The organism is Alicyclobacillus sp. SO9, assembly GCF_016406125.1.
Taxonomy (GTDB): Bacteria; Bacillota; Bacilli; order Alicyclobacillales; family Alicyclobacillaceae; genus SO9.
Genome location: NZ_CP066339.1, coordinates 2,395,482 through 2,410,967 on the forward strand (window position 1 = coordinate 2,395,482; position 15,486 = coordinate 2,410,967).

At 49.2% G+C, this 15,486-nt stretch carries 13 protein-coding genes; 12 read left to right on the forward strand and 1 reads right to left on the reverse strand.

Annotated elements, in window-relative coordinates; genetic code table 11:
- The first annotated feature begins 1 nt into the window (after nucleotide 1).
- Nucleotides 2–949, forward strand: a complete 948-nt coding sequence (locus GI364_RS10855) for a bifunctional riboflavin kinase/FAD synthetase (RefSeq protein ID WP_198853577.1) — start codon at nucleotides 2–4, stop codon at nucleotides 947–949.
- Here GI364_RS10855 and GI364_RS10860 read toward each other — a convergent pair.
- The gene (locus GI364_RS10860; RefSeq protein ID WP_198853578.1) at nucleotides 935–2,392 is read right to left on the reverse strand and encodes a Ppx/GppA phosphatase family protein; all 1,458 of its coding nucleotides are present in this window, start codon (nucleotides 2,390–2,392) and stop codon (nucleotides 935–937) included. The two genes, GI364_RS10855 and GI364_RS10860, sit on opposite strands and share 15 nt — an antisense overlap.
- Before the next feature lie 367 nt (nucleotides 2,393–2,759).
- Between GI364_RS10860 and rpsO the strand changes: the two genes are divergently transcribed.
- The 11 genes from rpsO to dapG all read left to right on the forward strand — a co-directional run bounded on the left by rpsO (nucleotide 2,760) and on the right by dapG (nucleotide 15,485).
- Nucleotides 2,760–3,026: a 30S ribosomal protein S15 gene (rpsO, locus tag GI364_RS10865; RefSeq protein WP_198853579.1), complete on the forward strand. Its 267-nt coding sequence runs from the start codon at nucleotides 2,760–2,762 to the stop codon at nucleotides 3,024–3,026.
- A 114-nt stretch (nucleotides 3,027–3,140) separates the two neighbouring features.
- Nucleotides 3,141–5,240 (forward strand): polyribonucleotide nucleotidyltransferase, encoded by a 2,100-nt coding sequence (gene pnp, locus GI364_RS10870; RefSeq protein WP_198853580.1) that lies wholly within the window; start codon nucleotides 3,141–3,143, stop codon nucleotides 5,238–5,240.
- A 190-nt stretch (nucleotides 5,241–5,430) separates the two neighbouring features.
- Nucleotides 5,431–6,405, forward strand: coding sequence for a polysaccharide deacetylase family protein (locus GI364_RS10875; protein ID WP_198853581.1), 975 nt, complete (start codon nucleotides 5,431–5,433; stop codon nucleotides 6,403–6,405).
- 123 nt (nucleotides 6,406–6,528) lie between these two features.
- Nucleotides 6,529–7,782, forward strand: coding sequence for a M16 family metallopeptidase (locus GI364_RS10880; RefSeq protein ID WP_198853582.1), 1,254 nt, complete (start codon nucleotides 6,529–6,531; stop codon nucleotides 7,780–7,782).
- Nucleotides 7,773–8,255 carry a dUTP diphosphatase gene (dut, locus tag GI364_RS10885; RefSeq protein WP_233096107.1) on the forward strand — a complete coding sequence of 161 codons (483 nt, stop codon included), beginning with the start codon at nucleotides 7,773–7,775 and terminating at the stop codon, nucleotides 8,253–8,255. Before GI364_RS10880 ends, dut begins: the two co-directional genes overlap by 10 nt.
- Nucleotides 8,256–8,455: 200 nt before the next feature.
- Nucleotides 8,456–8,653, forward strand: coding sequence for a hypothetical protein (locus GI364_RS10890; RefSeq protein ID WP_198853583.1), 198 nt, complete (start codon nucleotides 8,456–8,458; stop codon nucleotides 8,651–8,653).
- A gap of 1,042 nt (nucleotides 8,654–9,695) precedes the next feature.
- A complete protein-coding gene (gene dpsA, locus GI364_RS10895) occupies nucleotides 9,696–10,580 on the forward strand; it encodes a dipicolinate synthase subunit DpsA (protein WP_198853584.1) in 885 nt (294 codons plus the stop codon).
- Between the two features lie 123 nt (nucleotides 10,581–10,703).
- A complete protein-coding gene (locus GI364_RS10900; protein ID WP_198853970.1) occupies nucleotides 10,704–11,990 on the forward strand; it encodes an IS110 family RNA-guided transposase in 1,287 nt (428 codons plus the stop codon).
- 416 nt (nucleotides 11,991–12,406) lie between these two features.
- A complete protein-coding gene (locus GI364_RS10905; RefSeq protein ID WP_198853585.1) occupies nucleotides 12,407–13,009 on the forward strand; it encodes a dipicolinate synthase subunit B in 603 nt (200 codons plus the stop codon).
- Between the two features lie 220 nt (nucleotides 13,010–13,229).
- A complete protein-coding gene (locus GI364_RS10910; protein ID WP_198853586.1) occupies nucleotides 13,230–14,264 on the forward strand; it encodes an aspartate-semialdehyde dehydrogenase in 1,035 nt (344 codons plus the stop codon).
- 12 nt (nucleotides 14,265–14,276) lie between these two features.
- Entirely contained in the window at nucleotides 14,277–15,485 is a 1,209-nt protein-coding gene (gene dapG, locus GI364_RS10915) for an aspartate kinase (RefSeq protein ID WP_198853587.1), read from the forward strand.
- The last annotated feature ends 1 nt before the right edge of the window (nucleotide 15,486 follow it).

The following is a 15,486-nucleotide window of genomic DNA, read 5'->3' on the forward strand; positions in this document are numbered from 1 at the left end:
CATGGAGATATTTGAAATATCTAAGATTCCGCCTGAAAGTACGACTGCGATGGTACTTGCTATTGGAAAATTTGATGGAATACATATAGGACATAAGGCTATCTTACAGCGAGCGAAGACCTATCAAAGCCAGGCGGACGATTTGGCTGTGATGAGTTTGTGGCCCCATCCTGCTTGGGTGCTCGGGGGGCAGAAAGCGTATGAACGTTCCTTGACACCTTTTGGAGAAAAAGTACGGCGCTTGGAGGAGCAGGGCGTTGACAAGTTGTACAGCGTGCAGTTTTCCACAGAGTACGCGAAAATCTCGGCGCAAGAGTTTGTCAGGGAACATTTGTCTCGACTGAAACTGAAACGCGTTGTCGTGGGCGAGGATTTTCACTTTGGCGCCGGAGGCAAGGCAGATGTTGCAGACTTGACCCGGCTTTGCGAGGACATCGGCATTCCGGTGACGGTGGTCGATCACGTTGAAGAACACGGCATCAAAGTCAGCAGTTCCCAGATTCGTGAGCACATTACTGCAGGCCGAGTGGATGCGGCTGAAGCGCTGTTGGGACGGTCTTACTGTATCCACGGAAGAGTCGTGGAAGGAGATAAGCGAGGCAGGACCATTGGTTTTCCAACAGCAAATTTGCAAGAAACGGACTTATACGTACTTCCTGGTTCCGGGGTCTATGCAGTCTCTGTTGCTCTGGTCCAGGAAGGCTATAATGAGCAAAACTGGTTTGGGGTCATGAACGTTGGGGTCAGGCCCACGGTGGACGGCACGAAGTTTCAAATGGAAGTTCATTTATTGGATTTCACGGGTGACCTATATGGTCATATCATCGAGGTATCCCTTCTCGGTCGGGTTCGAGACGAACAAAAATTTGAGAGTATAGAGGCTTTGAAGGAACAGATTACGAGGGATGTAAAGACTGTACGCGAGATGTTTGGCTTAGTTCAAGACTAGCTTCACGCCGAAAATTTTCTTGAAATCCGATTCAATGTTTTCATCGGCGGAAATGTAGACTTGCTCACGTAAAGACGATTGATGGCTGATATTGACGGCTTTGCCCCCGTCAATGTAAAGCTGTAATTCATCCATGTTGACACCTACTTGCAGTGTGAGCAATTTGGCCATTCGAATTAAGACATACATCTTTTTCAATCTGATGGGACCTTTGTTTTCCAGCAGGCTCGATATATCTACCAGTTCCGAATAAGTTAAACCGTACAAGTTGGACGAGAGAACGAGGTATGCCGAGTGTTTCGTCCATTTTTCTGTGTTTACGTAGGTTCCGCAACTTTCAATATTGGCTGTGACCCATATCAGTTTTCGGTCGGAGTCGGCTAACCCGTGGACTGCTTGCAGTTTGTCAAACAGCCACAGAGTGCTGGTCGCAACCGTGTCCGCAGCGCTCCGATTTACGCGAAAAATACGGGAGAAGTTCTCCAGACTGCTGTGCAACACAGAGGGAACAACAGGGGGCGTGTACTGTTGCAGGTAGTGCTCAAAAAACAGACCTTCGCGAATGCCGTTGCGACTGATAAGAATGGATTTGGCACAGGAGATGTCTGTCAGAGCTGAAATACTAGCAACACCCGCGGTAATAATGTTAGCCCGGTGTTTGGACAGCCCCTTGATTTTCTCAATGTCTGCGAGGGGCATCTCTTTCAGGGCTGACAGGTGGTTCTTAACGGAGAGAGCATCAATTTCGTATCCATGTAATCCGCCTTGTGCCTTTTCTCCATTCCTTTGTAAGTCCAGCTTTGCCGATGCACGCGCCGTGCCGCCAAGCCCAATCAGGGTCTCACAGTTCAGTTCCTTTAACCAAGAAATCTGGTCGAATTGCTGTTTCATGAACTTTTTCACCTTAGTGCCAATATTCGATTGAGACTCATTGAGAAACCTTTTTGTGAGACTGAGAGAACCGTGAGGAATGCTGACAGCGTGTACCAACTCGCGGTTGTGCATGTACATCAATTCACTGCTTGCACCCCCGATATCAAAAATGAGTGCATCGGTCACATCCAGCGTGTTGACAGCGCCAAGGAAGCCGTAATACGCCTCTTCTTCGCCGGTCAAAACTTGAAAGTGAATCCCTGTCTCTTCATAAATGGTACTCAAAACATCAGATTGATTGGATGCCTGCCGGACGGCAGCGGTAGCTACGGGGCGCCACGTGGTGACGTTGTAGAGTCGTCCTGTGCGAAGAAACAACTTTGTACAAGCGACAGCACGCTTTATCCCCTCGTCAGTGATGGCATTTGTTTCGGTCATGCTCTGGGCCAATTGAAGACTTCGCTTCATTTCAAATACAGGCCGGTATGATTCATGCTCTGTATATTCATAAATCACAAGTCTGGATGAATTCGAACCTAGGTCGATGATACCAATGGTGTTGGTGGGCATGATAACAACAACTTCCCTACGTAGTTATGATTTTCTTCCGCTCAAAAGGTTGCAAAGGAGCGGGGTTGCCGCCGAGCTGCTTCGGCAGAATGCGGCCGCGTGTCTCAGCCGTAACCCAAGGTCTGTTTCCCTGCTTTTAGAGTATAGACATATCACTTTCGTACCACAACAAAAAACAAATTCGATTTTCGCGAGCTATCTCCTTCAAACATCTTTGCTGGAGTTGACGCTCTACATATGATATAGTGTTCAGGTAGCTTACCCAAAGCCTGGTTTGATGAACCGTATCGTGGTGTTGTCGTTCCTCCGACGCATACTCCGGTACGGGAATTGACGGCTTAAATACTAGGGAGGATGACAACAGAGTATGCTGACAAACGAACGTAAGAAAGAAATCGTCGAGAAGTTTCAGACGCACGAAGGTGACACTGGATCGCCGGAAGTACAGATTGCAATTCTGACGGAACGCATTACTTATTTAACAGAGCATTTTCGAACACACAAGAAGGACCACCACTCACGCCGTGGACTCTACAAGATGATTGGTCACCGCCGTAACCTCTTGAATTACTTGCGGAAAAAGGACGTAAACCGCTATCGCGATTTAATTCAGGCATTAGGTTTGCGCAGATAGTCGTTGTTCTTTATACAAGCGGGCTGCGGCCCGCTTGGTTTATATATTGAGGCAAACTGCGAAAGACGGAACTATTGTGCATCAGTTTGATGCTAAGGAGGAATTTGGACAAGCATGGTTAAAAGACACGAATTCATGCTGGCGGGCAGGCCTGTAGTCCTGGAAACAGGGAAGCTCGCAAAACAAGCAACAGGAGCCGTATCAGTGCGCTATGGAGACACAATGGTGCTGGCAACGGTCACCGCTTCAAAGGACCCGAAAGACCTTGATTTCTTTCCCTTAACCGTGAATTATGAAGAGCGGTTTTACGCTGTTGGAAAGATTCCAGGCGGTTTTATCAAGCGTGAAGGCAGACCCAGCGAAAGGGCAATTTTGGCGTCGAGGCTGATTGACCGTCCAATTCGTCCGCTGTTTCCGGAAGGCTTTCGAAATGACGTTCAGGTTGTTGATATTGTGATGTCTGTCGACCAAGATTGTCCACCGGAAATGGCGGCCATGATGGGTACGTCCGCAGCGCTGACAGTCTCAGATATTCCGTTTGACGGACCCATCGCCGGAGTGATTGTCGGTCGTGTTGATGGAGAGTTTGTGATTAATCCAACGGTGGAACAAACGGGAAAGAGCGACATTCATTTGACTGTTGCGGGAACTGAAAAGGCGATTGTCATGGTTGAAGCAGGTGCGGATGAAGTTCCCGAAGAGACGATGCTTGAAGCGATTTTGTTCGGACACGAGACAATCAAGTACATAATCTCTGAAATTCGCAAATTTGCGGAAGATGCTGCTGTGGAAAAGCGCGAAGTCCAGCTTCATCAGGTGGATGCAAATTTAAACGAGGCTGTGCGTACTCATGCAGCAGAGGCCATTAAAGCAGCGGTCAGGAATCCGGATAAGCATTCTCGCGATGAAGCAGTGGCCGCTGTCGGTGCGGAGGCACAGGCAGCGTTGGCTGAACAATTCCCCGAACAGGAAGCAGCAATCGACGAGGTTTTGCACGATATCTTGAAAGAAGAAGTGCGGCGAGCCATCATCCACGAAGGCATGCGTCCAGACGGACGTAAACTGGATGAAATCAGGCCAATTTCTTGTGAAGTTGATTTGTTGCCCCGAGCTCACGGGTCAGGTTTATTTACCCGCGGTCAGACTCAGGCACTGTCAGTATGCACGCTCGGTGCTCTCGGTGACGAACAGATGCTGGACGGACTCGGCACGGAAGAGTCAAACCGCTACATGCACCATTACAACTTTCCTCCGTTCAGCGTCGGTGAAGCCCGTCCGCTTCGCGCTCCGAGTCGCCGCGATATCGGCCATGGTGCATTAGGAGAGCGCGCACTGGACCCGGTTATTCCTGGACCAGATAAATTTCCTTATGCAATTCGAGTCGTTTCAGAAGTGTTAGAGTCCAATGGTTCAACTTCTCAGGCAAGTATTTGTGGAAGCACTATGGCTCTTATGGATGCAGGGGTACCGATTAAAGCACCTGTCGCCGGAATCGCAATGGGGCTGGTTGAAGAGGGCGGAGATGTAGCAGTTCTCACGGACATTCAAGGTTTGGAAGACCATTTGGGCGATATGGACTTCAAAGTGGCGGGAACGGCCGCTGGTGTTACTGCTCTGCAGATGGACATCAAGATTGCAGGCATTAACCGCGAGATTCTTGAACGGGCTCTGACGCAAGCCAGAGAAGGCCGCTTGTTTATCTTGGACAAGATGATGGCTGCAATTGGCCAACCGCGTACGGAATTGTCTCAATATGCACCAAAGGTCATTGCTCTTGAAATTAAACCGGATAAAATCCGTGATGTCATCGGACCCGGGGGCCGAGTTATCAATAAAATCATTGAAGAAACCGGCGTGAAAATTGACATTGAACAAGACGGACATGTCTTTATCTCAGGCGTGGATGCAGCCATGGCTGATAAGGCGAAGGAACAAATTATGAATATTACGCGCGAAGTTGAAGTGGGCGTGACCTACTTAGGAAAAGTAACGCGGGTTGAGAAATATGGCGCTTTCGTAGAAGTCCTTCCTGGAAAAGAAGGATTAGTGCATATCTCCCAATTGGATGAGAATCGAGTGAACAAGGTCGAAGACATCTGTAAAGTAGGAGACCAAATTACAGTGAAGGTAACCGAGATTGATAACCAGGGCCGTGTCAACCTTTCACGCAAACAGGCTCTGAAATCTGGGGCAAACGTCCACAGTAAGAGCTAAGTTCGATGCGTGACTTGCAATGCAGCGGTGTTTGAGATGGACACTGAACATGGCACCACACTCCATATTGGTTTTTGAATCCTCCTTTTCAAGGAGGATTTTTGTATGTTTGGGCACGCTATCAGAAGACAAGTACGACGTGAAAGTCGAACTGAAACAGACTTTCTACAACAAGGAGGAATGATATGGTATGAGGACACGTTTCAGAACAAGGCAACGCATCGGATTGGGACTCGGCCTCGCTGTCAGTCTTGCTCTTGTTCTCACACTTGTTTTACAGCAATGCGGCGCGGGAGCGGTTCAGGGAGCGGTCAGGTCCAATAAGACGCCTGATTGGGCAGATATTGCCGAGGAACTCAACCAGCAGCCCGTCAATGCGAAGTTCGATAGAATCTGGCAGGCTGTTCCCGGTCTAAACGGCTGGAAACTGGAGATCGATAAGAGCCGCGCGCTGACCCAAAGGGACAAAGACGGTCGTGTTCACCTTGTCTGGGCACCTGTGATGCCCGAGACAGACTTGAACGATATTCAGACGGCGCCTATTTACAGGGGTCCAAAGCAGGAAAAGTCGGCAACACTCATGTTTAATGTATCTTGGGGTGAAGAACATGTGCCGCAAATTCTCAGCGTTTTGAAAGAAAATGGAATCAAGGCAACGTTCTTTCTCGACGGGGCGTGGGTGAGAGACAATCCTACATTGGCTGCGCAGGTAGCAGAGTATGGAGAGGATATTGGGAGTCACGGAATTGGACACAAAGACTTCAAGAAATTGTCCAACGTCCAGCTAGGCAACCAACTGGACACTTCTGCGAAGGTCATTGCTGACAAAACTCACGCGAAAGTGCGTTTGATTGCTCCACCTGCAGGCTCTTATGACCAGCGGCTGGTAAAGGTTGCGTCTGCGCGTCACATGAAAGTGATTTTATGGACTGTGGATACTATCGACTGGCGGCGTCCTCCGTCGGCTCAAATTGTTCACAGGGTGGACAGGCGGATTCAACCGGGGTCTCTCATCTTGATGCATCCGACTGCTTCTACGGCAAGGGCTCTTCCACAAGTTATTCATGATTTAAAAGAGAAGGGTTATGTGTTTAAGACGGTTTCTCAGGTAGTATCTGAGCAATCTGTTATCCACCCGCCTTCGGTCTTGAAAGATCCATTGTAATGACGGTATTGTATACTCATAGAAAAGAGGATAGAATGTGAAAAGATTTCCACGCCATTGCTTGAGACAATTCAACACTTTGAGTTTGCATACAAGTAACGGATAGGTTAAGGGGGATAGCAAGTGACTTACCGTCGTCAGCTTAGAAACGGAGTACGCATTGTGGGTGAACATATTCCCAACTTGCGTTCAGTCAGTATAGGGGTCTGGATAGGAACGGGATCGCGGTATGAAACTCGTGAAAATAACGGCATCAGCCATTTCCTTGAACACATGCTGTTTAAAGGAACCGAACGGCGTTCTGCGAGGCAGTTAGCCAGTGCTTTCGATGCAATTGGCGGCCAAGTCAACGCTTTTACTGCGAAGGAATATACCTGTTTTTACGCAAAGGTGCTTGATGAGCACTTTGATACTGCGGCAGATACGCTGTCGGATATGTTGTTTCAGTCGACCTTTGACAATATGGAAATGGATAAGGAGAAAAAGGTCGTCATTGAAGAAATTAGGATGTATGAAGATACACCTGATGAGTTGGTCATGGACTTATTGGCAGAGAACGTTTACATGGATCATCCTTTAGGCTATACCATTCTTGGGCAAGAAGACAATCTCAAAGGATTCTCGAGAAGCGACATACTGCAGTATGTTGCAGACAGGTATCGTCCAGAAAACGTAGTCATTGCGGTGGCAGGAAATGTTTCCGAAGCGGATACCATGGAGATTATGGAGCGGTATTTTGATAGAGATTTCCCACAACCGCACATCACATTGTCTTCCCGGATTGAGAGGCCCAGCTTCAAGACGGGTGTCAATGTCCGCATAAAGGACACGGAACAAGTCCATCTGTCCTTGGCTTCACAAGGAATCGAAGCAGGCGACCCGCGGTTATATGCACTGATTCTACTAAACAATGCTCTCGGCAGCGCCCCTAGTTCACGCCTGTTTCAGGAAATTAGAGAAGAACGAGGGATGGCATACTCGGTATTTTCGTTTCATTCCGCTTACCGGGACTGCGGAATGTTCGGTGTCTACGCCGGAACGTCCCCCGAGTACGTTGACGAAGTCTTGTCGTTGATTCACTCCTCATGTGACGACGTGGCAAAAACAGGTCTCACAGATGAGGAACTGAAGCAAGGTAAAGAACAGGTGAAGGGCTCAATGATGTTGAGTCTGGAAAGTACGAGCAGCCGAATGAGTCGTCTCGGTAAAAATGAACTCGTGCTCAACCGAGAGATTACATTGGACGAAACGCTAGCGGGGATTAATGAAGTGACAAATGAGGACATTATTTCTGTGGCAAGAGACGTACTTGGCAAAAAGTTTGCTATTGCTGCTGTAGGTCCTGTTGACAATGTGGAGTTTAACAAGTGGCAGTGAACCGTGACGCTACGATGCGAGTGAACTATAAGATTGTATCGGATAATTTCAGAGACAGCTTTTTGCCCGCATATAAAACGTCAGGTGCGGCAGGAATGGACCTTCATGCCTGCATCGATGAAGCACTCGAAATCTCTCCAATGCAGCGAGTTCGCATTCCGACAGGCATTGCTCTGCAACTGCCAACCCCGCAGACGGTAGGCCTTGTCTACGCCAGAAGCGGCCTCGCCTGGAAGCATGGTGTAGGACTGCCAAACGGGGTTGGTGTGATTGACAGTGACTACACAGGGGAGATTCAAGTGCTGTTGGTCAATTTCGGAGAGAATACGGTGCAGATTTCACCAGGGGACAGAATTGCACAAATTGTCTTTGCTCCGGTCCACACTGTGTCTTTGGTGCAGACTCCTGAGTTTTCCAAAACGGAACGAGGAAGTCGCGGTTTTGGTTCAACGGGGGTCGGTGCAGAGGACTGAGATCAAGCTCAGGTTGCTGGCGCTGATTGCGAATTGACGAATTGACGAATTGACGAATTGACGAATTGACGAATTGACGAATTGACGAATTGACGAATTGACGAATTGACGAATTGACGAATTGACGAATTGACGAATTGACGAATTGACGAATTGACGAACGGCAGCGACTTTTGCAGCCATTAGAAGGCTGTGGCTCCATGGCACCGCTTTTGAAGGACAGGCTGTTGAGTTTGGTGAGTTTGGCACATGACGCCATTCCGAGCAACTTAGGCGCGGTTGCGCAAGGGACTGGCTTTACGCAGGTCCCTCGGTTTGACTGCAATGCCCCTTGGCGGGTTGAGTCCCCATCATCAGGTAAATTTGCCGGCCGTCAAGCTGGCCCCGTCCAACATTAGATTGGGTGACGGGCTGAGGCTCTCGGGCGGGGGGCGGTCCAAGGGGGGACCCTCCGCCACGTCTGTTAGGGATCCCTATGCACCTTATTACGACGCTCGCCAACTGATAGTGATCAATTCGATCATTATTGCCGACAGGCCATTTCCAATAGGGATCCCGTTGATCCTTATCACCCACGTCCCGCCTTGCCCCCACCCACATTAGTGATCCTTGATGACACTAATGTCGTGGGCTAGGTTGGATTAGTGACCGTTGCGATCACTAACTCCGGGCCCTTCACCTAATAGGGATCTTTCCAGACACTAACAGCCTTACAACTACCTCTTACAACTACCTCTTACAACTACCTCTTACAACCACCGGCCTCACTAATTGTTGTACGTCTGTCGTGCTGACCTCAATCTGGCAGAGAGGACCCGCATTATCACCGTCATCAGTGTCCAGGTGAGCGAGTGCCATAGCGTAAAACTGTGAGAGGTGAACAACGGAAAGGGAACGTAGTACAACCTGTTGGTTCAAACCCTGTTCTGTGAAGGACAAAATACGCATTCTCTCTGAGTTGACCCGGTGTACGCTGATTTCGATTGGAAATCTCCCTGTAGCATCTCCGATAACTCCCTCTATTTAATGTTGCTCTCCTTGCATGTAATGGACGAACGGATTCTCCTTTCCATTCACCCAGTCTGCCATCCCGCCATCCCGCCAGCACCCAACTGCCTTATGCCTTTTTGCCTCTTTCGATGCCTTCCAAACATACTGCATCAGTACCCCGTCAGTTACCTTTTCGGTTCAAGTCTTGTATTCGATTTCTGAGTATTCCGGTCTTTATGATCCTTATGATTTTTATGATCTCTATGATCCTTATGAGCTGTCTGCTCATCGCAATCGGCACAACCCAACCCCCTTGGCGCTTGCGCAGCGATTTTCTGCAAGTGATTGCCCCTGAGGAAATGGGAACGAATTCACTCAAAATACTCACAGCTGTGTCTCTAGGCACATAGGCTACAGCAAATTGCAGGTTGAGAAAGGAGGGGTGTGCTCGTGTTGACTGGACGGCATTTACTGTTTGTGGGCGGCGATGCGCGACAATTGGAGGTCATTTCCCAAGTTAGTGACTACGACGCAACGGCCACACTCGTAGGGCTTGATGATGCTGATTTTCCCTTTGCAGACGGTGTCAGCCATTCGGAGTTAAACCCAGAAGTGTTTGCTCAGGCAGATGCACTGGTTTTACCTGTGGCTGGCACTGATGATAAAGGGAGTGTTAGCAGTCAATTCTGTTCTGAACCTATTGTATTGAGAGAAGCACACTTTGCAGCGATGCGGCCTGGTAGTTTTGTGTTTTCTGGGATTGCCAGACCGTACCTGGAGGAACAATGTCAATCTCACGGTCTCAACCTGATTAAACTGATGGAACTGGACGAAGTTGCCATTCTAAACTCCATCCCCACCGCCGAAGGTGCCTTATGTATGGCGATGAAGGAGACTGACATTACAATCCACAGTGCTTTGTGCACAGTGCTAGGGTTTGGACGGGTAGGTCAAACACTGGCTCGCACGCTCCATGCACTAGGCGCCAAGGTGCAAGTTGTGTCCAACTCTCCAGCTCAATTAGCTCGCATTAAGGAAATGGGTCTGCGGCCAATACCGATTGAAGAACTGGAACACGAAGTCGACACAGAAGATGTGATTTTCAATACAATTCCTACTCTGGTCTTGACGGCTAGCGTGCTCCGCGTCATGAAGCAGAGTGTTGTCATCATTGACATTGCTTCAAAACCTGGCGGTACAGATTTTCGCTACGCGGAACGGCGAAAACTGAAGGCGCTTTTGGTGCCGAGTTTACCGGGCCAGGTGGCCCCGAAGACGGCGGGCAAAATTATTGCCAAGACGCTGTCGAGAATTCTGAGCGTATCTGATTTTTAGGAGCCATTCCTGTAATGAATTAATTTCGGGTTTGTAACAAAAAGAGCGCCTCCTGTATGCTGGGTTCCGAATGCAGACACATTCATTCCCTAATTGAGGAGGACGCTCAACGTGAAGTATAAGATCCAACAGAAGCAAAATCAACGAATTCAACAAATTACCGACGCTACCATCATTGTGGGAGCCGACATTGCGAAGCAAACCCATGTGGCGAGAGCCATTGACTTCCGTGGAATTGAGCTCGGTAAAGAGTGTGTTTTTAACAATGACGATGAGGGCCTGACGAAACTCGTAACGTGGATGAAGGAGTTGCAACGGCTGCACGGCAAGACGGATGTCGTCTTTGGTGTTGAGCCGACCGGACACTACTGGTTTCCGTTAGGTGCCTTCATGCAAGGCTTGAGCGTTCGATTCGTGCTAGTGAATCCGCACCACGTCAACAAGAGCAAAGAGTTGGAAGATAACTCGCCAACGAAGAACGACTACAAGGATGCCAAGGTTATTGCGAATCTCGTCAAGGACGGCAAGTACACCGAGCCTAAACTCCCAACAGGTATCTATGCGGATTTACGAATCCTCATGAACCTGAGAGAGAAGGTCGTGGTGAATCTGGGGCAAGTGCAAATGCGGATTCAGAACTGGCTCGACCGGTTCTTTCCGGAATACACCCAGGTGTTTAAGGACTGGGAAGGTAAGACGTCACTCATCACACTGCGTAAGTCTCCGTTTCCACAGGACCTCGTCTCACTCGGCGCCAGCGAGATTGTGGGTCAGTGGAAAAGGGGCGGTGTGAAGCGGGCTGTCGGTATGAAGCGAGCAACACGGCTTGTGAGTACCGCTAAAAAGTCTATTGGTCTGAAAGAGGGGCTTACGGCAGCTCGGTTGGAACTAATGGCTTTGCTAGAACAGTATGAGATGTTCACTCGGCAGCGTGATGAAATCATGGCTCAGGTGGAGCAACTGCTGAACCAGATTCCAGGCACTGAAGAGATGCTGAGCGTACCAGGGATGGGTGTCACCACACTTGCCGGATTCCTGGCTGAAGTGGGCGACCTACGGGGATACGACCATGGACAGCAGATTATCCGGCTCGCTGGACTGAATCTGAAAGAGAACAGTTCTGGCAAGAGGAAAGGGAAAACAGGAATCTCGAAGCGGGGTCGCTCCCGGCTCAGGGCACTACTCTTTCGAGCCATATTGCCGATGGTTGCCAAGAACGCCGAGTTCAAGGCGTTGCACGATTATTACACGACCCGAACGTGCAATCCCTTGAAGAGGAAACAGTCACTGATTGCGCTGTGTGGAAAACTCATTCGTGTTCTACACACATTGGGGACAAAGCAAGTTCAGTACAACGCTGAGGATTTACTGGGGCCACTTCGGAGGTCCCAACTACAGGTGGCAGCTTAACCGATTTGATTCAAACTCGTCAGTTCGATTTACTCGCTTGTACACGATGAATCGCCAAGACAAACAGAAGCACGGATAAGCCGTAGTATCTACACCATAAGGGCAACGACCCAGTAAAGGAGCAAGAAACGGCATCCACCCCTTGAGAGGTAGTACGAAGGAATGTGAGGGCATAGACCCAGTGTGACATGGGAGGGTAAACCGCAAGGGAACGTGTGGACATCCAAATGTGCGAACATAATTATGTTCCATGTATTGGTAAAATAGCACCAATCTCTGTTCCTGCTACGGACTACCCGTTTGAAAATTGGCACATCTAGCATTCTGGTAATCTCTCTCAAATTGTCAAGGTACGTAATCGTGAGAATAAGAGAGTAAATAGGAGAAAACATTAATTTATAGTGGGAGGTATCCTAATGGATTTTACAGGAAAGACTATCGGTTTTGCGATGACGGGATCACATTGTACGTATGCGGAAGTGGTCCCGGAAATAGAGAGGTTGGTCAGTCTGGGTGCTGATGTTGTGCCAATTTTCTCCAGCACCGTCATGAGCGTGTCGACTCGTTTTGGCGAGGCAGGAGAATGGGCTGATAAAGTTGAAAAAATTACAGACAAGACCGCCATCTGCACGATTCCGGAAGCCGAGCCGCTTGGACCGTCAAAGCAACTGGACGCCCTCATCATAGCGCCGTGTACCGGCAGTTCCTTGAGTCGCCTGGCGAATGCCCAAACCGACTCTGCTGTTTTGATGGCGGCGAAAGCAACCATGAGAAACAACCGCCCGGTCATTTTGGCCATTTCTACAAATGACGCGTTGGGTCTCAACTCTTATAACCTGGCAAAGCTGCTTAATATGAAAAATATTTTCTTTGTTCCGTTTGGCCAGGATTCACCTCATGTTAAAATGAACTCATTAGTCTCACTCATGCGTCTGATTCCAGACGCGTGTGAAGCGGCCATGACGGGACAGCAACTTCAGCCTCTATTGATTGAACGGTGGCGTGAAGAGCGCAAATAGTTGCATATGAAGTGCTCTGAGTAGTCTTCATAAAGTCGTTCGCACACTGCTTCAAGTCGTGCTGTTGATAAGTTGCGGAGTTCTGATTCGTTGCGGTTGCTTTGCTTTGCACAGCCTTTCAATTAGTTGTTTTGGTTTACGTGCAGGTAAGGGAGCTAGACTTCCTTGTTAAATAAATTGCGGTCAAAGAGACGCCGTGGGAAAAGGAGATGAAGGATTTTTGAAAAAGAAGCAGGAGTATACTGTTGCCGTATTAGGAGCGACGGGAGCGGTCGGCAGAGCAATGATCCAAACACTGGAACGGCGTGATTTTCCCGTTGGTAAACTTGTTTTGCTGGCGTCTCCGAGATCGGCGGGTGAAACAATTACTTTTTGCGGTGAGGAACTAACCGTTGAAGCAGCAGGCGAGACGTCCTTTCAGGGTGTCGACATTGCCTTGTTTAGCGCCGGGGCAACAGCGAGCAAGGAGTTTGCACCGATAGCTGTCAACAGCGGCGCAGTTGTGATTGATAACAGCAGCGCTTTTCGGATGGACGCAGAAGTACCGCTGGTTGTCCCAGAGGCCAATTCTCAGGAGGCTTTTCACCACAATGGCATTATTGCCAACCCCAACTGTTCCACAATCCAACTGATGGTTGCTGTCAAGCCGTTATTAGACTTGGGACTCGAACGAATCGCTGTGTCGACGTATCAAGCTGTAAGCGGGATGGGACAAAAGGGGATATCCGGCCTCGAAGACGAGTTGGCAGGAATGAAGGAGACAACGGCTTTTCCGGTAGCATCGTTGCCATATCACTACCCCATGGCTGGCAATGTTCTCGCACAATGTGATGTGTTTTTGGACAATGGCTATACCAAAGAGGAAATGAAACTTGTCAACGAGTCACGCAAAATACTTTCTCTTCCAAATCTTGAAGTTGTGCCGACGGCTGTCCGAGTACCTGTGGTCTACGGTCATGCGGAAAGCGTGGAACTCCGGTTTAAAGACGCGGTGACGGCAGCGAGTGTACGGGAACGGCTTCAGGATGCTCCTGGAGTTGTGGTGGCGGACAATCCTGGTGAGGGTGTGTTTCCTCATCCCAAGATGGCACAAGGGAGCACAGATACCTACGTGGGCCGGATACGCCAATCACTTGGAGACGACAAGACGGTTCTGATGTTCGTAGTGGCTGACAACCTGTTAAAGGGAGCTGCCTGGAATGCGGTGCAGATTGCAGAGTTACTAGCAGGTCTTCCTTTTACTTCTAGAGCATAAAGGAGAGACATCATGAACATTGTTGTACAGAAATTTGGCGGTACTTCACTGGCTACTCCACAAACGCGAACGGCCGCCTTGGAACATGTCGAAGACGCTGTTCAGAATAACAAGCAAGTCGTAGTTGTCGTATCAGCTATGGGAAGAAAAGGTGATCCCTATGCGACCGATTCCCTCCTCGGTGTACTGGATGAGTCGTTAGGGACATCGCCGCGCGACAGAGATATGCTGATGGCTTGCGGTGAATCCATTTCGGCTGTGGTATTTGCGGGTATGCTGCGGTCCAAAGGTCATGAAGTCACAGTACTGAGCGGGCCTCAGGCTGGTATTATTACGAACAATGACTACGGTAATGCACGAATCCTAGAGATTCGTACAGCACGTATTCTTGATGCCGTAAAAGAGGGCCAAATCGTTGTGGTAACCGGCTTTCAGGGAATGACGCCGGATGGAGATACCACCACTCTGGGGCGCGGCGGCAGCGATACTTCAGCTACGGCTTTGGGCGTGGCTTTGGACGCAGAATATGTGGACATTTTTACAGATGTAGACGGGATTATGACAGCAGATCCTCGGATTGTGAACGAAGCGCAGAAAATTAAACGAATGACCTATACAGAAATCTGCAATCTCGCGTATCAAGGGGCAAAAGTCATCCATCCGCGGGCTGTAGAAATCGCTATGCAGAAAAACATTCCAGTGCGTGTTCGGAGTACGCGATCGAAGGATTTGGGGACACTCGTCACCAGCGGCTTTGAAGCGCTTGAACACAATGTACTTTCAGACCGACAGGTGACCGGTGTGGCTCATACAGCTCCTGTCACGCAGATTCAACTGCGTCAAGAAGGCATTGGCCAAGTGGACGTCTTCTCGCCCTTAGCGGCTCATGGAGTCAGCCTGGACGTGATTTTGGTGTCACCTGACTTAATCATGTTTACGGTTGGCCAAGCAGAAACTGAGGAAGCAGAAAAGGTACTCTCCAGTATGAATTTGAGTCCCGTGATTGTCAGGGACTGTGCCAAGATAAGTGCAGTGGGTGCGGGTATGGCAGGTGTCCCAGGTGTTATGGCGAGGATTGCAGAAGCCCTTAAAACCTATGATGTCCAAATGCTGCAGTCATCTGACTCTCACGCAAGTATTTCTGTAATTGTTCCCCTGGCAAAGCTGGAAGCAGGCATTCGGGCTTTGCATGAAGCGTTTGGCTTAAGCGCTAACCATTAAA